Annotated in this window: 24 protein-coding genes; 11 read left to right on the top strand and 13 right to left on the bottom strand. The window is 62.0% G+C overall.

Features of this window, described 5'->3' with window-relative positions; translation table 11 throughout:
- The first annotated feature begins 159 nt into the window (after positions 1-159).
- From glnA to BUC36_RS08670, 5 genes are all read left to right on the top strand, one after another.
- Complete coding sequence (glnA, locus tag BUC36_RS08690; RefSeq protein WP_073273699.1) at positions 160-1566, top strand: glutamate--ammonia ligase; 1407 nt, start codon at positions 160-162, stop codon at positions 1564-1566.
- Positions 1567-1873: 307 nt separating this feature from the next.
- Positions 1874-2563 carry a DUF4124 domain-containing protein gene (locus BUC36_RS08685; RefSeq protein WP_073273697.1) on the top strand — a complete coding sequence of 230 codons (690 nt, stop codon included), beginning with the start codon at positions 1874-1876 and terminating at the stop codon, positions 2561-2563.
- Positions 2564-3034: 471 nt separating this feature from the next.
- Entirely contained in the window at positions 3035-4099 is a 1065-nt protein-coding gene (glnL, locus tag BUC36_RS08680) for a nitrogen regulation protein NR(II) (RefSeq protein ID WP_073273695.1), read from the top strand.
- A gap of 21 nt (positions 4100-4120) precedes the next feature.
- The gene (gene glnG, locus BUC36_RS08675) at positions 4121-5539 is read left to right on the top strand and encodes a nitrogen regulation protein NR(I) (RefSeq protein WP_073273693.1); all 1419 of its coding nucleotides are present in this window, start codon (positions 4121-4123) and stop codon (positions 5537-5539) included.
- Between the two features lie 136 nt (positions 5540-5675).
- Positions 5676-6488, top strand: a complete 813-nt coding sequence (locus BUC36_RS08670) for a bestrophin-like domain (RefSeq protein ID WP_073274773.1) — start codon at positions 5676-5678, stop codon at positions 6486-6488.
- 97 nt (positions 6489-6585) lie between these two features.
- Here BUC36_RS08670 and BUC36_RS08665 read toward each other — a convergent pair whose 3' ends face one another.
- A complete protein-coding gene (locus BUC36_RS08665) occupies positions 6586-7104 on the bottom strand; it encodes a peroxiredoxin (RefSeq protein WP_073273691.1) in 519 nt (172 codons plus the stop codon).
- A 185-nt stretch (positions 7105-7289) separates the two neighbouring features.
- On the opposite strand from BUC36_RS08665, the gene BUC36_RS08660 reads away from it, so the two are divergent.
- Complete coding sequence (locus tag BUC36_RS08660) at positions 7290-8120, top strand: bestrophin-like domain (RefSeq protein WP_073273688.1); 831 nt, start codon at positions 7290-7292, stop codon at positions 8118-8120.
- A gap of 21 nt (positions 8121-8141) precedes the next feature.
- Here the strand turns inward: BUC36_RS08660 and BUC36_RS08655 are convergent, their stop codons facing one another.
- The 10 genes from BUC36_RS08655 to BUC36_RS08610 form a co-directional block, all read right to left on the bottom strand.
- Complete coding sequence (locus BUC36_RS08655) at positions 8142-9206, bottom strand: AI-2E family transporter (RefSeq protein ID WP_073273686.1); 1065 nt, start codon at positions 9204-9206, stop codon at positions 8142-8144.
- A 115-nt stretch (positions 9207-9321) separates the two neighbouring features.
- Positions 9322-10050, bottom strand: a complete 729-nt coding sequence (locus BUC36_RS08650; protein WP_073273684.1) for a D-Ala-D-Ala carboxypeptidase family metallohydrolase — start codon at positions 10048-10050, stop codon at positions 9322-9324.
- 3 nt (positions 10051-10053) lie between these two features.
- On the bottom strand, positions 10054-10734 hold the full coding sequence (locus tag BUC36_RS08645) for a D-Ala-D-Ala carboxypeptidase family metallohydrolase (RefSeq protein ID WP_073273682.1): 681 nt from the start codon (positions 10732-10734) through the stop codon (positions 10054-10056).
- Positions 10735-10920: 186 nt separating this feature from the next.
- Complete coding sequence (locus tag BUC36_RS08640) at positions 10921-12468, bottom strand: phosphoenolpyruvate carboxykinase (RefSeq protein WP_073273680.1); 1548 nt, start codon at positions 12466-12468, stop codon at positions 10921-10923.
- Positions 12469-12761: 293 nt separating this feature from the next.
- Positions 12762-13640 (bottom strand): Hsp33 family molecular chaperone HslO, encoded by an 879-nt coding sequence (gene hslO, locus BUC36_RS08635; protein ID WP_073273678.1) that lies wholly within the window; start codon positions 13638-13640, stop codon positions 12762-12764.
- A gap of 201 nt (positions 13641-13841) precedes the next feature.
- The gene (locus tag BUC36_RS08630; RefSeq protein ID WP_073273676.1) at positions 13842-14282 is read right to left on the bottom strand and encodes a DUF4124 domain-containing protein; all 441 of its coding nucleotides are present in this window, start codon (positions 14280-14282) and stop codon (positions 13842-13844) included.
- Between the two features lie 35 nt (positions 14283-14317).
- Positions 14318-15811, bottom strand: a complete 1494-nt coding sequence (locus tag BUC36_RS08625; RefSeq protein ID WP_073273674.1) for a S1C family serine protease — start codon at positions 15809-15811, stop codon at positions 14318-14320.
- Positions 15812-15896: 85 nt separating this feature from the next.
- On the bottom strand, positions 15897-16274 hold the full coding sequence (locus tag BUC36_RS08620) for an RNA-binding S4 domain-containing protein (RefSeq protein ID WP_073273672.1): 378 nt from the start codon (positions 16272-16274) through the stop codon (positions 15897-15899).
- A gap of 172 nt (positions 16275-16446) precedes the next feature.
- Complete coding sequence (gene yrfG / locus BUC36_RS08615) at positions 16447-17124, bottom strand: GMP/IMP nucleotidase (RefSeq protein WP_073273670.1); 678 nt, start codon at positions 17122-17124, stop codon at positions 16447-16449.
- Between the two features lie 75 nt (positions 17125-17199).
- Positions 17200-17877 (bottom strand): lysoplasmalogenase, encoded by a 678-nt coding sequence (locus BUC36_RS08610; protein ID WP_073273668.1) that lies wholly within the window; start codon positions 17875-17877, stop codon positions 17200-17202.
- A gap of 173 nt (positions 17878-18050) precedes the next feature.
- Here BUC36_RS08610 and cysK point away from each other — a divergent pair, with 173 nt between their 5' ends.
- The 5 genes from cysK to BUC36_RS08585 all read left to right on the top strand — a co-directional run bounded on the left by cysK (position 18051) and on the right by BUC36_RS08585 (position 21217).
- Positions 18051-18968, top strand: coding sequence for a cysteine synthase A (gene cysK / locus BUC36_RS08605; RefSeq protein ID WP_073273666.1), 918 nt, complete (start codon positions 18051-18053; stop codon positions 18966-18968).
- 85 nt (positions 18969-19053) lie between these two features.
- Complete coding sequence (gene cysQ / locus BUC36_RS08600) at positions 19054-19878, top strand: 3'(2'),5'-bisphosphate nucleotidase CysQ (protein ID WP_073273664.1); 825 nt, start codon at positions 19054-19056, stop codon at positions 19876-19878.
- A gap of 111 nt (positions 19879-19989) precedes the next feature.
- On the top strand, positions 19990-20196 hold the full coding sequence (locus BUC36_RS08595; protein ID WP_073273662.1) for a hypothetical protein: 207 nt from the start codon (positions 19990-19992) through the stop codon (positions 20194-20196).
- 149 nt (positions 20197-20345) lie between these two features.
- The gene (locus BUC36_RS08590; protein ID WP_073273660.1) at positions 20346-20627 is read left to right on the top strand and encodes a type II toxin-antitoxin system HicB family antitoxin; all 282 of its coding nucleotides are present in this window, start codon (positions 20346-20348) and stop codon (positions 20625-20627) included.
- Positions 20628-20656: 29 nt separating this feature from the next.
- Positions 20657-21217, top strand: a complete 561-nt coding sequence (locus BUC36_RS08585) for an outer membrane beta-barrel protein (protein WP_073273658.1) — start codon at positions 20657-20659, stop codon at positions 21215-21217.
- A 56-nt stretch (positions 21218-21273) separates the two neighbouring features.
- On the opposite strand, the gene BUC36_RS08580 is transcribed toward BUC36_RS08585, so the two are convergent.
- Positions 21274-22344 (bottom strand): transporter, encoded by a 1071-nt coding sequence (locus BUC36_RS08580; protein ID WP_073273656.1) that lies wholly within the window; start codon positions 22342-22344, stop codon positions 21274-21276.
- 101 nt (positions 22345-22445) lie between these two features.
- Positions 22446-22898, bottom strand: coding sequence for a hypothetical protein (locus tag BUC36_RS08575; RefSeq protein ID WP_073273654.1), 453 nt, complete (start codon positions 22896-22898; stop codon positions 22446-22448).
- Between the last annotated feature and the right edge of the window lie 40 nt (positions 22899-22938).

Raw genomic sequence — 22938 nt, 5'->3', positions numbered from 1 at the left:
GCAGATGGCGCCGCAAACCTGCCGGCGCACGCCGCAATCGCAGCGGCGGCGCGGCTGCCCCAATTTGGCACACTCCTTGCTTTATTACACGCCAGGTAGGGAGTGCATGCCGGCCAACGGCATAGCGACAAATTACATTTCAAGACCTGGAGGACAGCAATGTCAGCTAAAACGCTCGGTTTGATTAAAGAGAGTGAAGCCAAGTGGATCGACCTGCGCTTCACCGATACCAAGGGTAAAGAACAGCACGTATCCATTCCGACGTCGGAAATTGACGGCGAGTTCTTCGAAGAAGGCAAGATGTTCGACGGCTCCTCCATCGCCGGCTGGAAGGGCATCAACGAATCCGACATGATCCTGATGCCGGACGACGAGACCGCTTTCCTGGACCCCTTTACCGACGAAGCCACCGTCATCATCCGCTGTAACATCGTCGACCCGATCACCGGTCAGGGCTACGAGCGCGACCCGCGCTCCATCGCGCTGCGCGCCGAGGAATACCTGAAGTCCACCGGTCTGGGTGACACCGCGCTGTTCGGCCCGGAGCCCGAGTTCTTCGTATTCGACGACATCACCTGGGGTGCCGAAATGGGCGGCGCCTTCTACAAGATCAACTCCGAAGAGGCGGCCTGGTCCTCCGGTGCCTCCTTCGCGGAAGGCAACATCGGCCACCGCCCGGGCGTGAAAGGCGGCTACTTCCCGGTACCGCCGGTCGACTCCCTGCACGACGTGCGCGCGGCCATGTGCGGCGCCATGGAACAAATGGGCCTGCGTGTGGAAGTGCACCACCACGAAGTGGGCACCGCCGGGCAGTGTGAGATCGGCGTCGGCGCCAACACCCTGACCAAGAAAGCGGACGAGGTGCAGATCCTCAAGTACGCCGTACACAACGTTGCCCACGCCTACGGCAAGACCGCAACCTTCATGCCCAAGCCGCTGGTGGGCGACAACGGTTCCGGCATGCACGTACACATGTCCTTCAGCAAGGACGGCGTGAACCAGTTTGCCGGCGACGCCTACGCAGGCCTGTCCGAGACCGCCCTGTACTACATCGGCGGTATCGTCAAGCACGCCCGCGCGCTGAACGCCATCTGTAACGCCTCCACCAACTCCTACAAGCGTCTGGTGCCGGGCTTCGAGGCGCCGGTCATCCTGGCCTACTCCGCGCGCAACCGCTCTGCGTCCATCCGCATTCCGTTTGTCGCCAGCCCGAAAGGCAAGCGCATCGAGACCCGCTTCCCGGATCCGACTGCCAACCCGTACCTGGCCTTCGCCGCGCTGCTGATGGCCGGCCTCGACGGCATCAAGAACAAGATCCACCCGGGCGACGCCGCGGACAAGGACCTGTACGACCTGCCGCCGGAAGAGCTGGCCGAGTACCCGACCGTTGCCTCCAGCCTGGAAATGGCCCTGGAAGCACTGGATCAGGATCGCGCCTTCCTGACCGAAGGCGGTGTGTTCACTGACGACGCGATCGACGCCTATATCGCCCTGAAGGGCGAAGAGGTTCAGCGCCTGCAGATGACCACTCACCCGGTCGAGTTCGACATGTACTACTCCGTATAACGACCGCCGGCATCGGCCCCGATGCCGGTCCGTTTTCGGAAAAAGCCCGCGCCGACTGGTGCGGGCTTTTTTATTGCGGGTAGACTAGGAGGTTGTTGAAAAAGGCCATCCCGGCCTTTTTCAACCCGGGTTTGCGGCGCATGTCCGCAAACCCTCCTCGACAAATCAAGCACTTACGCGCCTGATTTGCGGTCGGGCCGTCCTTGGCCCGGTCTAGCAGGCTGTTTTTCACCAGCCTGCTAGGGTTAAAAGTGACTGTAAATCCGCGATTCGTGTCGGAGCGGCCTGGCGCCGCACGAGAGGCAAGATGAAGACTATTCCCTATCTGTTCGCGCTGTTGTTCGCCCTGCCTATCGGCACTTTGGCCGGCGATGACGGCACAGAGGCGCCGCCGTCCGGCAATACCGTCTACAAGACCGTCGGTCCCGACGGGAAGGTGGTGTTCAGCGACACGCCGCCGAAGAGCGGCAAGGCGGAAAAGGTCGTGATCGGTCCCACCAATGTGCAGCCCATTGCCCTGCCGCGGCCGCTGCCAACGCGCAAGCTGTCGCCGAAGGACGCGCAACAGCGCGCCGACGATGCGAGCCAGCCGATCGGTCCCGTCGACATCGCCATCGTGAGTCCGCCGGACGGGGCGACGATTCCGCCGGGCCAGCGCTTTATCGCGCTGCAGGTCGATGTGGTACCCGCCTATCCCGCCGGTGCACAGTTTTTCGCGGTGATTGACGGCCAGCCGTGGCGCGGCGGCTCCTCCAGTTCGAGCCTGGATATCTCTGAGCTGGAGCGCGGCACTCACAGCGTGCAGGCGGTACTGGCCGACGACCGCGGCAACGTGCTGGCGCAATCCCAGGTCATTACCATCTATGTGAAGCGCCCCGGCGGCACCCTGCCGGATATCGCTGCACCCCGGGCCACCCAGGCACCCAAGGCTCCCGTGGCCCCGGGCCTGCCCCAGTCCCAGCCACAACAGCAGCAGCGGTCGCGCCGCGGCAATTAACCCCGGATGCCGGGCCCTGTGCGCCCGGCAATACCCCTTCCCCACGCCCACGCTCGGCCGCCAGGCTGGCGTTTTTTTGATCGGCGCACCATAATGGTGCAAGCGAGAGGGCGCCAGTCCCCGTGTGCACCCGCTGTGGTCCCCGGACGCGTGTATCGCCGCGGCGTGCCCCTCTGCGGTTCAGCGCCCGCACCCGGGTGCGCGCGTGCAGCACTCGGATTGCGGGACTGTGCGCTTCATATGACCAGTGACGCTGACCAAAAGTGCTCCCGGCACTTTAGTGCGGGGCCCGTCCGTGGGCCCCGCCCCTATCGGGGTCAGCTAAAGCTGACCAAAAGTGCTCCCGGCACTTTTGTGCGCCATTTTGGTTTGCTTCTTGCACTGACTGATTACAAAGGCCTTGTGGCCGAAGCCGACGGCGGGTGTACCGCGGGTTCGCGCTCCGTCCACAACTGAATCGGAACCTATCGCATGCTCAACGACCGCCAGTTGCGCCAGCTGCTCGACAGTTTGACCTCCGCCGTGCTGGTGCTGGATGACAGTCTGTTGCTCTGCTACCTCAACTCCGCCGCGGAGGACCTGCTCGCCGCTTCCAGCTCGCGGGTCAGTGGCCAGCCGCTGGCGGATGTGGTGCGTGAATCCGCCGCCGCGCAGCAGGCGCTGCGCAACGCCCTGGCCACCGGTGAAAAGTACACAGTCCGCCGCGCCACCTGGACGCTGCACAACCTCGAAACGCGCACCGTGGACTACTCGGTAAGCCCGGTGCCGGAGCTGGGGTTGCTGCTGCTCGAAGTGCAGAGCATGGATCGGCTGCTGCGTATCGCTCGCGAGGACGCGCTGATCAGTGCCCAGGAGACCACCCGCAATCTGGTGCGCGGCATGGCCCACGAGGTGAAAAACCCGCTCGGCGGTATCCGCGGTGCCGCACAGCTGTTGCAGCGGGAATTGCCGGACGAGGAGCTGGCGGAGTACACGCAGATCATCATCGACGAGGCGGACCGCCTGCGCAATCTGGTCGATCGCCTGCTCGGTCCGCGCAAACCGGCGCAGCTGAAGCCGACCAATGTGCACGAAATTCTCGAGCGCGTCGCCCAGCTGATCGATGCGGAGTGCGACGGCGAATTGAAGATCCGCCGCGACTACGACCCGTCGATCCCGGATATTCCCGGCGACAGCGAGCAGCTGATCCAGGCACTGCTGAATATCGCCCGCAACGCCATGCAGGCCATCGACGAGAGTATCGGCCTCGCCAGCGGCGAAATCGTGCTGCGCACGCGTATCCAGCGCCAGTTCACCATCGGCAAACACCACTGTCCGCTGGTGTGCCGCATCGAGATTGAGGACAACGGCCCCGGTATCGCCGAGGACATCCGCGAGCGCATTTTCTACCCGATGATTTCCGGGCGCGCCGAGGGATCGGGTCTGGGGCTGTCGATCTCACAGAACATCATCAATCAGCATCGCGGCCTGATTAAGTGCGACAGCCGACCGGGGCAGAGCGTGTTCCAGATTTATCTGCCGCTTTCGAACGAATAATTGATTACGGGAACCTAGAGCATGAGCAATCGCGTTTGGATTATTGACGACGACCGATCGATCCGCTGGGTCCTGGAGCGGGCGCTGACGCGCGAAGGCATAGAGACCAAGTGCTACGAGAGCGGCGATCGCGCGCTGGACGACTTCTACAGTGACTCGCCCGATGTGGTGATCAGCGATATCCGCATGCCCGGTTCCGACGGCTTCAAACTTTTGCAGCGCTTCCAGTCCGAGCGCCCCTCGCTGCCGATCATTATCATGACCGCGCATTCGGACCTGGACAGCGCCGTCGCCGCCTACCAGGGCGGTGCCTTTGAATATTTGCCGAAACCCTTCGATGTCGACGAGGCGGTGGCGGTGACCCGCCGCGCCCTGGCGCACGCCAGCGAGCAGCGCGGCGAAGAGCAGGTCAGCCTGGATAGTGGCGCCGGCAGCAAGGAAATTATCGGCGAGGCGCCGGCGATGCAGGAGGTGTTCCGCGCGATCGGCCGCCTGTCCCATTCCAATATCACCGTGTTGATCAACGGTGAATCCGGCACCGGCAAGGAGCTGGTGGCGCAGGCGCTGCACAACCACAGCCCGCGCAAGAGCAAACCGTTTATCGCGCTGAATATGGCTGCGATTCCGAAGGACCTGATGGAGTCGGAGCTGTTCGGTCACGAGAAGGGCGCCTTTACCGGCGCCAGTTCCCAGCGCGCCGGCCGCTTCGAGCAGGCCGACGGCGGCACCCTGTTCCTGGATGAGATCGGCGATATGCCGGCGGAGACCCAGACGCGCCTGCTGCGCGTGCTGGCGGATGGCGAGTTCTACCGCGTCGGCGGGCACACACCGGTGAAGGTGGACGTGCGCATTATTGCCGCTACCCACCAGGATCTGGAGCGGCTGGTGGAGGAGCACAAGTTCCGCGAGGACCTGTTCCACCGCCTGAACGTCATTCGCATCCATATTCCGCGCCTGGCCGACCGCCGCGAGGACATCCCGCGGCTGGTGCGCCACTTCTTCAATTCCGCCGCCAAGGATCTGGGGGTGGAGCCGAAGATTCTGCTCAAGGAGACCGAGGCATACCTCTCCGGCCTCGACTGGCCCGGCAACGTGCGCCAGCTGGAGAATACCTGTCGCTGGATCACGGTGATGGCCTCCGGCCGCGAAGTGCATATCGAGGATCTGCCGCAGGAACTGCACCAGCAGACCGCTACCGGCGAGGCGCCGCAGGACTGGCAGAAAGCCCTGCGGCTCTGGGCGGACCAGGCGCTGGCCACCGGCCGTCGCGAGATTCTCAGCGAGGCGGTGCCGGCGTTCGAGCGCGCGCTGATCGAAATCGCACTCAAGCACACTGCCGGCCGCAAGCGCGACGCCGCCGAACTGCTCGGTTGGGGGCGCAATACGCTGACGCGTAAACTCAAAGAGCTGGGCATGAACGGCGACGGCGACTCCGACTAATCCCTGCGCCAGTTATCACGACTACCCGCCCCCGTAAGGCGGCGGGTGCACTGGTCCCGGACCTGCTCCAGCTAAAAATCCGGCAGACAGTGCGCGCCTGAGCCAGACTTGGCTAAAAATGCCAGTTCTGCGGCTGATGAATTTTCTAACTCAATTCAATACGATATCGCTCCTCGTCATCTACGGGTTTTCCATCCTGCTCGTACTCGTGTCGCTGGCCGTGGGCAATTTTTTTGGCCGCCGCGCGGCGCGCAATGGCAAGGTGGGAGAAATGTCCATTGGCGGTGCGGTTGCCGCCACCCTTGGGCTCCTGGCGTTTATGCTGGCGTTCACCTTCAATATGACTGCAGACCGCTTCAATCAGCGCAAAGCGCTGTTGCTGAACGAGGTCAATGCGATGGCGACGACCTATCTGCGCGCGGATCTGCTGCTGCCGGATGAGGGCAGGCGGGTCCGCGCACTGATAGCGGAGTACGCCGACCTGCGGGATATCGACCCCCTGAATGTTTCCGACTTCGATGAGCGCATTGCGCGCAGCGCAGAGATCCATAACGAACTCTGGCAGATAGTCGCGCAGCTCAGCGCGGCGGGGTACGACGGAGAGAGATTGCGGGGCTTCTACGATATCCTGAATCAGGTCATCGACTTCCACACTTCGCGTCTTTATGTCGGGACTTTCTACAAGATACCGCCACCTATCTGGGCGGCGCTCTACGCGCTCACCGCATTGGCCATGTTCGGTATCGGCTTCCAGCTCGGCGTCGGTCGCCGGGGGTCGCCGCAGGTGGCACTGGCGCTCGCACTGGCCTTCTCCGTCGTGATCGTGCTGATCGCGGATCTGGATCGCGCCTATGAAGGCGTTTTGATTGTCGACCAGACGCCGATGTCGGAGCTCAATGCGCGGCTGGCGGCGGCTGAAAGAATGCGCCGGCAAGCCAACAAGCAGTAATCGCCATTGCGGTGGCCGCTAAACTGCGCATGGCGCGAAGCGAGAGCAAAGTGGTTAAGGCGCGGGCGTTGTCGCCGTCTTCCCGCGCCGTTCGAATTCAGCCTTTTCGCGCAACACCGAGTTCATCCAGCGTTCGCGCTATATCCTCCGCGCTGGTGGCGGGGTGAATTTCCTTGTCGATCTTGAGGATGCGGCCATCCTTGCCGATATAAATGGTGACGCGCCGCGCCACGTTCATGACGGGAATCAGCACGTCGTAGGCTTTGGCCACCTCGCCATCCGGATCACTGAGCAGCGGAAAATCCGCGCCCTGCTCTTCGGCAAACTTGGTGTTGACGTCTACCTCGTCGGTGCTCGCCATAAAGTAGGCGACATCGTAGGCGCGAATCATATCGCCGTTTTCGGCCAGGGACTTGCACTCGATGGTGCAGCCTTTGGTGAAGGCCTTCGGGTACCAGGCGATCACGACGGCCTGCTTGCCTTTGAAGTCCGCCAGCGAATAGGTTTTGCCGTCGGAAGCCTGCAGCGAGAAGTCGGGCGCCGGATCTCCGACTTCCAGCGCCGCAAGCGGCAGGCTGGTAAATGCGGCAATCAGAAAACCGAATAAGCGTTTCATAACGTGTCCCTGGTTAGAGCTAATGGTCATTGGCTGCACTTGCTTTTCGTAAAGTCGTCAGCGAGTTGGGCGCGACAAAGGCTGGGCCCATTCTATACCAACCTGCCGTGAGGTTCGGCGCTTGACGAATCGCTAGCGGCCTGCCGGCAATTGGACCAGACTTGGCTGGACAGCCGAGAACTCTGATGAATTTAAGCGAATTCTTTCACACCCTGCCACTGCTGGTCGTTTACGTCTTTTCGGTGCTTCTGGTTTTATGCGCACTGGCCGTGGGATTGTATCTCGGGCGCCGACACCTGCGCACTGACAGGGAGATCAAGGATGCGTCCATCGGCAGCGCTGTCGCCGCGACACTCGGGATGCTGGCTTTCCTGCTCGCCTTCACCTTCAACATGACGGCGAGCCGCTTCAATGACCGCAAGGTGCTGTTGCTGGATGAAGTCAATGTGATTTACACCGCCTATTTGCGCGCAGATTTTTTGCAGGAGCCGGCGGCCGGCCGCGCCAGGCAGTTGTTGGCGGAGTACGCGGCTATTCGAGATATCAATCCGCTCAAGGCCGCTGCGCGCGATTACGCCATAGCGCGCAGCGCGGAGATTCATCGCGAGATATGGTCGCTGGTGAGTAAACATATCCGCGACGGCTATGATCCCGGTTACCTGCGCCAGTTTGTCGAACCTTTCAATGCAGTAATCAATGACCACAACTCGCGCATAACTGTGGGGCTGGAATATCGTATTCCCGGCGCGATATGGGTGGCGATCTACTTTATGACGGCGCTGGCGATGTTGGCGATCGGCTTTCAGTTCGGCGTCAGTCGCGGCGGTTCGCTGCATGTAGCGCTGGCGCTGGCGCTGACGTTTTCGACCGTCATCCTGCTGATCGCAGATCTCGACAGGTCCACCGAGGGCACACTGTTGCTCGATCAGCGCCCGATGGCGGAACTGCATTTGCGCCTGCAGGAAGCTGAGCACCGGCGAACAGGCGGGCCTCCCCCGGTGCATGACGACGGATGAGGGAGAGGCGGCGGCGAAGTGCTATTGGTTGCGGTGGATGCCAGAAGGGGTGACAAACTCCCGCATGAATATCTCCCAGAAGGCAATAAACAGCGCGGCCAGCAGCGGACCTATGGCGAAGCCACTGATGCCAAACATGAAAAGACCACCGATTGTGGAGAACAGCACGATATAGTCCGGCAGCTTGGTATCGCGGCCGACCAGGATCGGGCGCAGGATATTGTCGACCAGGCTGATTACCATCACGCCGAATACCATCAGTATCGATGCCTTGACGATCTCCCCGGTGGCGTACAAATAAAGAGCGGCGGGAAACCAGATCAGTGCCGCACCGACCGCGGGCAACAGTGACAGCAGCGACATCACTACGCCCCACAACAGCGGCGCCGGCAGGCCCAGCGCCCAGAAGATCAGTCCGCCCAGGGTGCCCTGGGTAACAGCCACCACCAGGTTACCCTTGATCGTCGCGCGAGTGACCTCGGCGAATTTTGCCAGCAGCAGGTGTTCGCGCTCGTCACCGAGAGGCATGGCGCGGATCAGCAGTGCCACCAGGCTCTCCCCGTCGCGAATCAGGAAGAAGGTCAGGTAGAGCATCAGGCCCAGCATCATAAAGAAATTAACGGTGTTCTGTCCCACCGCCAGGGCGTTCTTGGCCAGGAAGCTGCCGACGCTCATCACGCTGCCGAGCAATCGCTCCTTCATCTGGTCAAAGTCGATACCGAAGCGCTCAAAAAAGGCGTTGATTCCCGGAAAGGCACTGCGCACCTTCTCGACCTGCTGCGACAGGTCTATCTGTCCGGTCTGTGCCTTCTGGACAAGTGTCACCATCTCGTTGACAAATGAACTGGCCACCAACAGCACCGGTATCACCACCAGCACCATACACATCAGCAGCGTCAGCAGTGCCATCAGGTTGGGCCACTTGGGAAAGTGCCGCAACAGGTAGCGGTAAAACGGGAAGAAAATCAGCGCGATTGCACAGGCCCAGAAAATAGGCGTGAAGAAGGGTTTCAGCAGCAGGGCAAAGGCCAGCGTCACCAGCAACAGGGAAAATATAAACGAGCGTCTTTCCAGCTTTTCCTGCACCGGCTGTGTTCCTCAATTATTCTAATTGTCGCGCTGTGGCTGTCTGTGGTTTGGGGCTTGCGTGTGGCGCCTATGTAAGCAGAAGCGGCTACTTTTTACCAGAGGCGCTCGGCACTCACCAGCGGCGATAGCCACAGGTGTCGACGTGAAAGCGGACGCCTTTATAAATGCCCAGGCCCATATTCCATTTTTTACCCTGTTTGCGGTGGATGTCCCGCAGAATGGGCAGTAATTCCTCGCGGGTGAAGTCCCGCTCCGGCACCATGTCCAGCCCGCAGAAATGCATATGTTTGCTGGTCTTGGAGCCGCCCGCCTTGGCGTTGTAGCGATCGGTGCGCCAGCCGGACAACACCGTGACCGGACCGATACGGGGAACAATCTCTTCCTGTAACAGGCGCAGCGTGTTCACCATGGATTCCCAGCTTTCTTCCGGCGGCAGTGCAAAGGGTGGCTCGTCGATCGTCTGCCAGTCGCTGCCCTGGCGCAACAACTGAAAAGAAGGCACCACGCCGTCCACCTCGTTAATGTACAGAAAGTGCTGCAGGCGGGCGAAAATTTCGCGGAAGTCCTGTTTGGCCAGAAACCGGTCGAATGCCTTGGGAGACGCCGCGGCGTAGCCTTTGATGTCGTAGACATCGGGAATTTCGATGCCCTTGGGGATGCTCTTTGGCGGGATATATTCGCGCGGCGTGACGATGCGCTCGCCCAGCTCGCGCACCTTGTCCATGGTCAGGACGAGCAGTGCAATGATGCCGGCCAGTACCACCGCGCTGATCCAGATAACGCGGCGTCGCTCAATATGTATATCGACGAACTCGTGGTCTTCACTCTCGTGTATTTCCATGCTTCACCAGATACGGTAACCGCAGGTGTCGATGTGAAAGCGCACGCTGCTGTAGATGCCCAGTCCCAGGTTGCTCTTCGGCCCCAGGCGCCGGTGCAGGCTCTGCAGTTCCTGCACCAATTCCTTGCGGCTGATATTGGATTTCGGCACCACATCGATACCGCAGAAATCGCGGTGTTTGCTGCGCGCGGCACCGCCGGACTTGCGGTTGTAATTGTCAGTGCGGTAAGCGGAGAGCACTTCAACCGCACCGACGGTCGGCTGTACCTCGTCGCGGATAATCGCCAGCGTGGTGACAATATTGCGCCAGTGGTCGCTCGGCGGAATGGCGAAGGGCGGCTCGTCGATGTCGAGCCAATCGGTGCCCTGGCGCAGCAGCTCGTGTACTGCAATGACGTCGCCGACACCCTCTTTCTCCAGGAAGCGGGTCAACTCGGTGACGCGGGCGCGGTTGCCTTCCCGGCGCAGGAAATTGTTGAAGCTCTGCATCGTGGCTACCCGATACCCCTTGATCTGGAGGTAGGGTTTCTCCAGCGACTTGAGGTAGAGGTACAGCCACAGTGTGACGACCACCAGTACCAGCAGCAGTGCCAGGCCGACCACTACCAGGCGGTTGGTGCGCTGGCCGGGGGGCGACTGCGGATAGCCGGTTCTGAAGCGGGAATATGAGTTGCCTGCGGACATGTTGTGTTCGCGACTGCTGCACCCAGGAAAATTGCGGCGCAGACTGTCGATCGTCGGCGCTTCTTTATTCACTATAGTCGCAAAATCAGACCGACTCGGCCGCGGGCAGTGGCCGCGCAAAAAAGAAACCCCCGCGGCTCGCACCGCGGGGGTTTGGGATGGGCGTGCAGGTAATCCTGGCTGGCGTTATGCCTTGGGACCTGCAGCCTTGACGTCGTCGTTGACGTTGAACTTTTCGATGTTCTCGGCGAACAGCTTGGCCAGCTTGCCGGCCTGGTCGTCGTAGGCGGCCTTGTCCGCCCAGGCTTCGCGCGGGTTCAGGTAGGACTTGTCCACGCCGGGTACTTCCAGCGGGATATCCAGGTTGAGGATATCCAGGTGCTCGGTGTCGGCACCTTCCAGCGCGCCGCTCTGGATGGCTGCGACCACCGCGCGGGTTACCGGGATCGGGAAGCGCTTGCCGTTGTCACCGGAGCCGCCGGTCCAGCCGGTGTTGACCAGGTAGACCTTGGAGCCGAAGTCCTCGATGCGCTTCATCAGCAGGTCCGCGTACTCGCGCGGGGCGCGCGGCATGAACGGAGCGCCGAAGCAGGTGGAGAAAGTCGGGTGAATACCCGCTTCCGCACCCAGCTCGGTGGAGCCGACGCGGGCGGTGTAGCCGGACAGGAAGTGGTAGGCGGCCGCTTCCTTGGACAGGATGGACACCGGCGGCAGTACACCGGAAACGTCGCAGGTCAGGAAGATCACGTTCTTCGGTTCGCCGGCGCGGTTTTCCAGCTGGCGCATCTCCACGTGCTCCAGCGGGTAGGAGCAGCGGCCGTTCTCGGTCAGGCTGGTGTCGTCGTAGTTCGGTGCGCCGGCCTCGTCGGTCACCACGTTCTCGACGATGGCGCCAAAGCGGATGGCGTCCCAGATTACCGGCTCGTTCTTGCGACTCAGGTTGATGGTCTTGGCGTAGCAGCCACCTTCCATGTTGAATACGGCGCCCTTGGTCCAGCCGTGCTCGTCGTCGCCGATCAGGTAGCGTTCCGGGTCGGCGGACAGGGTGGTCTTGCCGGTACCGGACAGGCCGAAGAACAGGCAGGTGTCGCCGTCCACGCCGACGTTGGCGGCGCAGTGCATCGGCATGACGTCTTTTTCCGGCAGCAGGAAGTTCTGCACGGAGAACATGGCTTTCTTCATCTCACCGGCGTAGCGCATGCCGGCCAGCAGCACCTTGCGCGCACCGAAGTTGATGATCACGCAGCCTTCGGAATTGGTGCCGTCGCGCTCCGGATCGCAGACGAAGTTGGGCGCGTGCAGGATGCGCCACTCTTCTTTGGCCTTGGGGTTGTACTTCTCGGCGCGGATAAACATGTTGCGCGCGAACAGGTTGTGCCACGCGGTCTGGGTGGTCACGATCACCGGCAGGTAGTGGTCCTCGTCCTGGGCCACGTGCAGCTGCTGCACGAAGCGGTCGCTGCTGGCGACGAAGTCCTCGACGCGGTCCCACAGCGCGTCGAACTTGTCCTGCGGGAAAGGACGGTTGACGTTGCCCCAGTCGATGCTGTCGGCGCTGGACGCCTCTTCCACTACAAAGCGGTCCGCCGGGGAGCGACCGGTGCGCGCGCCGGTTTCCGCTACCAGTGCGCCGGTGTCGGACAGCTTGCCCTCGCCGCGCGCCAGCGCCTGTTCAACCAATTGCGCCGGTGCCAGGTTTTTGAAGACCTGCGCGGTGTCGTCGATCTGTGCCATTCGTCGATTACCCGTGAAGTTGTATCAATAGAAAGTAGTTGGGCCACCGCGGGGCGCGGCGGCCGGGCAAATTTCGGGGGGCGCATTATGGCAAACTTCAAATTGACGTGACAGACAAAGAGGTTGTTTTTTGTGCAATGATAGCGCTGTCAATGGAAAAAACGCGCTAAATTATTTGAAATTTCGATGGTGTAGTTTTACTACATAGATTTTATGAATTTTTGCCGAAAAATCCGCTAATTGCGGCGACCTCCGCAACGCCCGACGGGGCCGGGCGCGGCGGGTGAGCGGCATCAATGCAGGGTGTGTGGCGGGGCGTTGAACAGCGCTTCGATCTGCTCGCCGTCGAAGCGGTACTGGGCGTTGCAGAACTGGCAGTCGGCGGCGATCTCGCCACCCTGCTCCTCCAGCAGCTTGTACACATCTTCCGGACCCAGCGCGATTAGCGCGCGGGCGCTGCGCTCGCGGGAGCAGCTGCACTTGAAGCGGATATTGGCGGTGCCCAGTGCGGCCGGGTGCAGCTGGTGGAACAGGCGGTGCAGCAGCTGCTCGTGGGGCAGCGAGTGCAGCTCGTCGGCGGTCACTGTCTCCGCCAGGTGCTGCGCCGTCTCCCAGGCGTCCCGGTTTTCCTCTTCGCTGGCGGCGTTATTGCCGGGCAGCACCTGCAGCATGATGCCGCCGACGGTGTCCGGGCTCGATTCGATCCAGAAACGGGTGGCCAGCTGCTCCGACTGGGTGAAGTAGTCCTCGAGGCACTCCGCCAGGGTGTCCTTTTCCAGCGGCACTATGCCCTGGTAGCGCTCGCCCTGCTCCGGCTCGACGGTGATTGCCAGGGCCGCGCGCCGGCCGACGAGCTGGCGCAGGCTGGCGTCACCGTCTATCTGTGCCCCCTCGGCCACGCGGGCGATACCGCGCAGATCGCTGTGGTGGGTGCACTCCGCCAGGATCAGCGGCACGTCGCCCTCGCCGCGCGCCTGCAGTACCAGCAGGCCCTCGAATTTGAGCGTGGTGGACAGCAAACAGGCGGCGGCGAGGAACTCGCCCAATAACCGCGCCACCGGCGGCGGCAGCTGGTTGTTCTCCAGCACGGCGCGGTAGCTGTCGGTGAGGGTCACCATCTGCCCGCGAATATCGTGACGGGAGAAAATAAAGCGTTCCAGCTGGTCGGACATGGTTCGGGTGCCTCGGTACTAGGGCCTGTTAACTTTAAATTTGATGACCGCGACGGCGGCCGTTTTCTGCGAGCCAAGGCGCGGTGAACGCCGTGTGGCCCGCCACATCAGCGAGCCGCGGGATTTTAGAGGTGGATATCTATAAATGGTAGCCGCCGCGGTTGCGGCGGACTCGAACGGCGGTTGGGCTGCGGGGAGCCGTCAGCCGCAGGCGCGCGCGACTTCCCGCCGCAGCCGTTCGGCCTGTTGCTGGCGCTCGCGCTCGGTCATTTTGATTTCCTTGCCATTCGCGTCGATAAACGCCACCCGGCCCTGCAGCATGCGCAGCTGCCGGCGCGCGCTATTGCAGGCGCGGGTCATTTGCTGCTTTTGCCGCAATTCCCGCTGGCGCTGGCGGTTCTCATATTCCTGATCCACGTTGTGCTGTTGTCGCGATGCGGTCTGCTGGGGCGCCGGGGCATCGGCGGTATTGACCGGGCGCAACTCGCCTTCGATATTTTCCGCCTCGGCTTCCATCGGCGGGCGGTCACCGAAGTGGACCTTGCCGTCTTCGTCAACCCAGCGGTACAGGTCGCCGGCGCAAGCGGCTGCACTCGAGAGCAGCAGCCCGCCCAGCAAAATTCCCCCAAATACAGATTTCATGGCCGTCCCTTCCGATTTGTAATTGGTGACAGGCGCTATTCTTCCTTATTGGCCAGGGTGCTGAACAGCCCCTGGGAGTGGCGCTGTGGGATATGGTAAGTCTGCAGTATCAGCGGCTCCTGCTCGCGCGCCGCGGCGGCATCCAGCACCAAGCGGTAGCCGGACTGGTCGCGCAGATCCACGAAGGTCTCCTCGTTGTTTTCCATCAGCTGCGCAAACTCGTCGAAGTCCGCCACGCTGTGCCCATTCACCGAGTCGATAATCCAGTTCTTCCAGTCGTGGTAACCGAGATTGACCATCGCCGGCAGCACTTTCAGTGCCACCACCAGCTCCCGCCGCTGCGCATCGCTCCACTGGTTGCGCGCGTAGAGGTACTCGATCGGCGCCTTGGAGTGCCAGTTGTTGCCCCAGCGCTTGATCAGGTTCATGTTCAGCGGCACGAACACCACGCCGCCGTAAATGTAATAGCGCGGTTGCTGGTCAAATTGTTCGCCCAATACCAGTGAGCGCGAGGGCGGCGCGGCGGCCAGGGCGACTTCGGCGCTCTGTACCGCGCCGTCGCGGGAGAAGCGCACCGGCAGCTTGTCGCCCACATGGTGGCGATCCACCGCGTAGTGGTAGTTGGTGCGCTGGTTCTCGCGCCACTCCACGGTGCGATCCGCGGCTACCGGGTAGCCGTCCACTTCGAGCAGTACATCGCCGGGCTGCAACACCTGGGCGGCGGGGGAATCGCCGAAGACCTTGACGATCAGCGCGCCATCCTGGTCTTCGCTGAGGCCGGCGGCCGCTTTCATCGACGGGCTCTCGAGGCTCTGGGTGACCGCACCCAGTTCCGGGAAGCCCTGGTGGACGCCGTCTTTCGCATCTTCCAGCACGTGGGCGATCACGCTCGGCGGCACGAAATAGCCGAGGTTTTCCGCCCCCTGGTTGGTCTGCATGGCCACGCCGACGATACGGCCGTCGGAGATGACCGGGCCGCCGCTGTTGCCGGGATTGATCGCGGCATCTATCTGGCCCGCCATCAGGTAGCTTTCGGCGTGGGCGTAATACTGGTGCTCCACCCGCGACAGCACGCCGCGGGTGATGGACAGGGACTTGCCGCCGATCGGGTAGCCGTAGACGGTAACCTCTTCCTGCAGGTCCGGTAACTCACCCAGCGCCAGCGGGCGGGTGTCCTCGAAGAAGCTGTCATCCTCGACGGTCAGCAGCGCCAGGTCGGCGTCGTGGGAGACAAACTGCACCTGTGCGCGGAACTTCTGCGCATCGCCGTGGCGCTGCACCTGGATAAAGCTGCCGTTGGCGACCACGTGGGCGTTGGTGAGTATTCGCTTACCGCTGATCACTGCGCCGGAGCCGGACAGCTGTTTGGGGTTCAGCAGCGCCCAGGGATTGAAGTAGTCCGGCGCGGCCGCAGTGGTGTAGATCTTGATGATGGAGCGCTTCAGCTGCTCGTGTTCGCGGCTGTCGGCGCTGGCGGCCTGCGCGGTGAGCAGAAGCAGCAGAGTCAGGGCGAGGAATCTTTTCATCATGGGGGGATTCGTTATCTGTAGTGTGGGGCCAGTTTAGCAGCTGAAACGCAACTGGCGGTTAATTCGCCATCGCAGTACCGGTGGGTCAATCCTGTTCACGGATGAAGCGGTGGATCTGGCGTCTCTGCTTCTTGTTCGGTCGCTCGCTGTGAATACCGGCGTTGCTGGCCTGGCGCTCGGCGCGGGTCTGCTCGCGTTTGGCGATACTGGCTTCGGTTTCCCGGTACAGGGTGCGGGCGATATCGGCGCCGCGGCGCTGGTCGGACAGGGCCAGCACCTCTACCTCCACCAGGTCCCAGCCCTGGCGGATGCTCAGCGTGATGCCGGTGGTGATTTCCTTGCTGGCTTTGACCCGCTGGCCGTCCGCGTGGACCTTGCCGCCCTCGATGGCCTGCTTGGCGATACTGCGGGTCTTGTAGAAGCGTGCGGCCCAGAGCCACTTGTCGATACGTACTTTATCCATTGATGCCTGATGGTTTGTTCGTTAATAACGTGCCCCGATCGGCCCTGCCGCCGGTGGCCACCCGGCAAAAAACCTCATCGGTAACTATTTGCCGGCTGGCCCCCGACAGCAGGACCTCGCAAGGTGCCAACCTGCGCCGCCGTGCGGCCATCCATCTGGAGGAGGAGCTGAATCACCGACTCCTGATGGCCATGATCTCATCGAACAGGTGAATCGCCGGAAAATCGGCGATCTCGCGCAGCGGCCCGCGGCTGTCCGGCTGGCGGATGCACAGCAGGTGGGCGATGCCGTAGTCGCGCGCGGCGGCGAGCACGCTCTCGTTGTCGTCGACGAACAGGGTGCGCGCGGGATCGAACTCCACCTGCTCGCGCAGCGCGCGCCAGAAGTGCCCGCTCTCCTTGGCGTGACCGTAGTCGTGGGAGGAGACGATGCCGTCGAACCAGCGGTCGATACCGGTGATTTCTAGCTTGTGATCCAGGCCGCGGCGGTGGGCATTGGTGACCAGTAGCGTGCGCTTGTTCAGCTGCTGCAGCCCCTCGAGAAATAGCTCGGTCTGCGGGCGCAGGGCGATGCGGTCTTCGATTTCGCGCAGGATTGCCGGAATATCGAGTTGCAGTTCGCGGGTCCAGAAATCCAGGCAGTACCACTCGAGGGTGCCGCGGCGCGCCTCTATCTCGGTATTCATCTGCTGCAGTGCCTGTTCCAGCGCCAGGCCGTGGATCTCGGCGTAGCGCCGGGGCAGGTGACTTAGCCAGAAGTGGTTGTCGTAGTGCAGGTCGAGCAGCGTGCCGTCCATGTCCAGCAGCACTGTGTCGATTTCCTGCCAGTCGAACGTGGGCCAGTCGAGCATCGGGTCGGTGTACCTCTCGTTTAGGGGCGGTAGCAGTCAAAGGATAGATCGCCGCCGCCCCTAGTCAGCGGCCCATTATGCCCGCGCGCGACCTATGCCGTACAGCAGAGCCATCTGGGCACCGTAATAGGTCAGCATGATGGCGGTGCCGGCCAGCGGCAGCGGCGCGATGAATTTGTTCAGCGCGATCAGTGTGTCCGATGCCATAAAGGTCACCGCACCGGCGAACAGCAGTGCCGAGTCGCCGCGGTGCGCGGCCGCGCTCAGGGCCATGGCCACTATCGCCAGCAGGTAGACCAGCACCGCCGGGGCCAGCTCGCCCGCCGCCGGCAGCAGCAGTTGTGCCAGCAGCAGGGCGGCGGCCAGCACCGGCAGGGCGCGCAGCAGCGTGCGCTGGTTGCGAAAGTCCGCTCGACGCAGGAAATTGCCCGCGTAGGTCAGCTGTGCCAGCAGGAAGGCGCCGAGGCCGAAGACAAAATGGTTGTGGAATTCCAGCGCCAGCAGCACGTCGCCCAGTGCCGAAAAACTCAGTGCCGCCAGCGTCAGCGTGCGGGTGGGGCCGCGGAGATCGCGCAGCGCGAGCAGCGCCAGTATCGCGATGGGGACAATCTTCAACGATGCCATCCAGGGGCCGCGCAGGCCGCCGGCGTCGAGGGCCATGTAGACGGCGGCGAAAGCGACAAAGGCGAGCGGCAGCCGGAAATCGGCCCGTTGCAGTGGCGTGGAACTGCCGGTACTGGAGGTAATATGCATGTCTCTTCTCGCGATTTTTATGATTTTGTGGTTTGCTCGGGTGAATGAACCGATCGTTCCGGTCGTTCAGCATGAGTATTCGGCAAAGATCGCGGCGGCGCAATCTTCCGCGCCACCCGCTAACCGCCAGCGTTATTCCCCAACAGCGAACTAACTAAAGGGAGAGCTCCGCCATGAAGGCAGCCAATATCCTCGAAACCATCGGCAACACCCCCCATGTCAGAATTAATCATCTGTTCCGCCCGGATATCGAGGTGTGGATGAAGGTGGAGCGCTTCAATCCCGGCAGCAGCATCAAGGACCGTATCGCCCTGTCGATGATCGCCGAGGCGGAGGCGAGCGGTACCCTGAAGCCCGGTGGGGTGATTGTCGAGCCGACGTCCGGCAATACCGGTATCGGCCTGGCGATGGTGGCGGCGGTAAAGGGCTATCGCCTGATCCTGACCATGCCGGAATCCATGTCGGTGGAGCGGCGCAAGGTCATGAAGGCGATGGGTGCGGAACTGGTGCTGACCCCGAAAGAGAAAGGCATGCCCGGTGCCATTGCCAAGGCCGAGGAGCTGCTGCGGGAGCATGCGAACAGCTGGATGCCGCAGCAATTTCGCAATCCCGCCAACGTCAAGGTGCACCGCGAGACCACGGCGCGGGAAATTCTCGCCGACTTTGGCGACGGCCTGGACTATCTGATTACCGGTGTCGGCACCGGTGGCCATATCACCGGCTGCGCCGAGGTACTCAAAGAGAAACTGCCGCAACTGCAGGTGTTGGCCGTGGAGCCGGAGAAGTCCCCGGTGATCAGCGGTGGTGAAAAGGGCCTGCACCGCCTGCAGGGCATCGGCGCGGGCTTCGTGCCGGAAATCCTCAACACCGAAGCGCTGGACGGTACCATCCTGGTCAGCGAGGAGGACAGCTTCGAGATGGCGCGCCAGTGTGCGCTGAAAGAGGGTATCTTCGTCGGTATTTCCTCCGGCGCCAGCCTGGCCGCGGTCAAGCGGCGCGAGGGTGAGTTCGCTGCGGGCAGCCGGGTGCTGGTGTTCAGTTACGATACCGGCGAGCGCTACCTGTCCATCGACGACCTCTTCCCCGCCTAGCAGCGGCAGCCGATGGCGCCGCCGGTGCCGTGGCCCGGCGCCGGCGAGTGCGTATAATGCGGCGTTCATAGATTCGGGAGCAGTTATGGACAAGGCATTATTGGAGCGGGTCATCGAGATCTGTACCCGCGCGGGCGAGGCGATCCTCGAGGTGTATAACAGCAGCGCCGAGCTGGCGGTGGAGACCAAGGCGGACGACTCGCCGGTGACCGCCGCCGACCTGGCCGCGCACGCAATACTGGCTCCCGCGCTGGCGCAGCTGATCGACGGCGTGCCGGTACTGTCGGAAGAACAGGAGATGCCCTCCTTTGCCGAGCGCAGCCAGTGGCAGCGCTACTGGATCGTGGACCCACTCGACGGCACCAAGGAGTTCATTCGCCGCACCGGAGAATTCACCGTCAATGTGGCGCTGATCGACAACGGCGAACCGGTGCTGGGGGTGGTGCATGTGCCGGTATTGAATATCACCTATGCCGGTCTCAAGGGCGATGGCGCCTTCAAGCGCGACGCGCAGGGTGATCGGGTGATCAGTGCGCGGCCGCTGCAGCCGCGCCTGGATGCCGGCGAGGCAGTGGAGCTGGTGGCCAGCCGCAGCCACGGCGCCGGCGCCGTGGATCAGCTGGTCGAGCGGATCGAGACCGATCTCGGGGCGGTGGCCTGTAAAAACATGGGCAGCTCGCTGAAGCTGTGCCTCGTCGCGGAAGGCGCTGCGGACCTGTATCCGCGCCTGGCGCCCACCTGCGAGTGGGATACGGCCGCTGCGCAGGCGGTGGTTGAGGCTGCCGGCGGCATAGTGGTCGATGACCAGTTTCAGTTGCTGCGTTACAACCGCAAGGACTCCCTGTTGAACCCGTTCTTCTATGTCATTGGCGACCCTTCCTACGGTTGGCGCGATTTGCTCACGAAATAGCCGACATTCGACTAAGCTTACCGAATACTCCGTCCGCGACAGGCGGGCGGAGCCGGGAATCCACTGAAGCTTTCCGCGCCTGCGGGCGCGAAATCCGGTTGGGGTAGAGCTATGTCCAGTCTTCGCAGCGCGCATATCAATATCAGCGAGTGTGAAATTCGCCGGTTGCGTCTGCAGCTGGAAACGGAGATCACCTGGTTGCAGCGGCAAATGGAAGAGCTGGGTGGTGCCGAATCGGATCTGGATCTTTCGCTGTTGCAAACCTACAAGGAAATGATTTTTTCCCGCCGCGCCCTGCTCGGGCGCATGCCGCGCTGATAAAAGGCAATTGCGATTCTAAATACGCAGCAAGAATTAATTCTTTTTTCCGCTATTTTTCCGCGCGCCAATTTTTTCTCGTATTTGTTCCACGAAAAAATAATTTAAGTCTACGCTTGGTGAGTTAATGCCCGTATGAGTAACTCGCGATGCGCTATCCGGTTGTGGTCCACAACATCGAATATGCCGGCTTCGGTGCCATAGCTCCGGACCTGCCCCACTGTCACTGCCACGCCGATACGCTGGATACAGCTCTGCAAAAAATGGCGGAGACCATATTGCAGCGATTGGAGGAGCTGCTGGATGCCGGCGAGCAGCCGCCACCTGCGGGAGAGCTGGAAGCATTACGGAAAAATCCGGCTTTTGCCGGGGGTATTTGGGCCATTATTGACGTTGGCCATGCGCACAGCTCTCCGAAAGCAGAACCCTGATCGACGAAAAAGCTCCAAGGAAGGATGCAATGAAAAAAATTCTTTTTGCTTTCGCCCTGATGTACTCGGCTACGGCAGCCGCCGTTGAGTGGAATAACCCCTTCGTCGGTATCTGTACCGGCGAATACCGTGTAATCACCACGCTCGGTCTCGGTGATGCACGCCTGCAAATCAATGATGACCGGGATGCCTTTGGTTATGCCAGCGTCGGTATTACCCCATCGGTGGGGGTGTGGCAGGTAGAGTTCCGCTACTCCAATTTTGACGACAACCAGGTTGATGTCGACCAGTATGGCGTGAATTTTAAGGTCGACTTTAGCCTGGCGTGCGACGTGCAGTGCCTGTACTGGATGGTCGGCTGGAATTACGGCGATTTCGATATCGGCACCGTCGAGCGGCACGACACTCTTATCGTTGTCAATGACAGCGGTGATGATAACTACTGGAACGCAGGCGTCGGTTACCGCTACAACTGGACGCGGGATTTCGACACCTCCCTCGAGTACAACTACAACGATGTCGGCAGGGTGGCCGATGTAGACCTCGGCCACCTGCGCTCACTGACACTGAATTTTGCCTACCGCTTCTAGATACGTATCTACCCGCTCGCGGCCGCTGACCGCAAGCGGATAGCTTTTTGCAAGAATCAGAAGGCGTAGCTCAGGCTCATATTGAGGCCGTCCTTGCGTGCCAGCTGATAGCCGTTGTAATCGGCGGTCAAGTTGCCGATCCACTCAAGCCCCAGGCGTACGCCGGCGAGGGCGCCTTGCTGACCCACGAGGTTCACGCCCAGGCCATAATCCAGTAACTCGCCGCCGTAGTTCGTCTGCAGATCTGCCGGGCTGGAATGATTGTGCGGGCCGTTGTAATGGCCGTTGATATCTCCCTGCTTCGTGTATTGCAGCCGCACCGACAGGCTCAACCAGTCCAGGACACGGTATCCACTCCAGGCGGTGGCCGCATAACGCTCGCCGACGGCAAAGCCGGAATCATTTTCGCCCTCCAGCGGCAGTCGCGCCGACAGTTGACCACCCCAGCTCAGTCTCTCATACGCACTTGTGTAAGTTAACGACGGCAGCAGATCCCAGGTGCCGGTGCCCAGCTGCATGCCGTAGTGTGTGAAGCGCCCGTCCGCATTTTTCTCGTCGACGGCGCCGGTTGGCGCACTGAAGCCGAGGGTCGCGTGCAGGCGATAGCCCTGAGTGCCGGCGATGCGGAAGAGGCCGCCGATAATGGTGTCACCGACACCGGCGACATCGTGCGAGTGGCCGCCCATCACAGCGCCGCCGTCCGTTCCGCTCATGCCATCCATTGTGGCCATGCCGCCCATGTGATCGTGTCCACCACCGATCATCGCCATCGACATATCCATGGTCATGTACTGGGGCATCAGCATCAGGGTCAGGTCGTCGGAAACTGCGTACATGATGTCGAGCATGTGCATCTCCATAGTCATGCTCGTCGGCATCATCGAGTAGCCGGCCATGCCCAGCTCCATCGCGCCGACCTCGTCGGAACCGCGGTACACGTCAGCGTATTCCTCGCGCATGGCCCGGTAGCCGAACATCCATTCACCTTTTGCGTGCAGGTGATCGGCCATCACGCCGGCGGGTGCGTGGCTGTCGGGCAGGTAGTCGGGGGTGTCGTCGTGGGCGAGTGCCAGTGGTGTGACCAGGGCAACGGAAGTGGCCAGCAGGGTTTTCTTGAATGCGTTCATTGCTTTTTCCCATAGCAATACGGCCGCCGCAAAAATGGCGGCCGCCATAAACTGAAATCGCGGCGAGGCTATACCTGTCGCGAACTGAAAATTATTGGAATCTAAGCGGAACGGGAGATGGGCGGGGCGCGCTTCGGCGGCAGCACATAAAGGCGCCACTGCGGCGGATTACGGGGTGGTGCATTTGTCGGTTGCTGACCGCCGTCGAACAGCGGCGCCAGCTCCAGGGTCGGCGCAGTCGCGATACCGGCGCCGGCGGAAAAACTACAGTGATTGTCGGCGAAGGCCTGCGCCGTCAGCGCGCTGTGATCGTGGCCGGCACCGTGATGGGCGTGTTCCCATTGCGCCAGCGCATTCAGCAGCAGCGCGCTGCGGCCGTCGCCGTGGCAAAGGCCGTAGGGCGTGCCGGCGGCCAGGGATGCGGGCATAAAGCCCGCCGGCACCAGGCCGCGCACGGCGAGAAACAGGCACAGAAACAGGCACAGAAACAGCGCCGCCTGCCACTGGGACAGGCGCGCGCGAAATTGCAATTTGGGCCGTTTGCGCTGCGCCATTGTTTTTATCGGGGTGGACTCAGGCTGCGCGCGGCACTAG

It is taken from the genome of Microbulbifer donghaiensis, from assembly GCF_900129095.1.
In the GTDB taxonomy this organism is placed as follows: domain Bacteria; phylum Pseudomonadota; class Gammaproteobacteria; order Pseudomonadales; family Cellvibrionaceae; genus Microbulbifer; species Microbulbifer donghaiensis.
The sequence above is the reverse complement of the archived record's forward strand: the minus strand, read 5'-3'. Positions and strand labels throughout refer to the sequence as shown.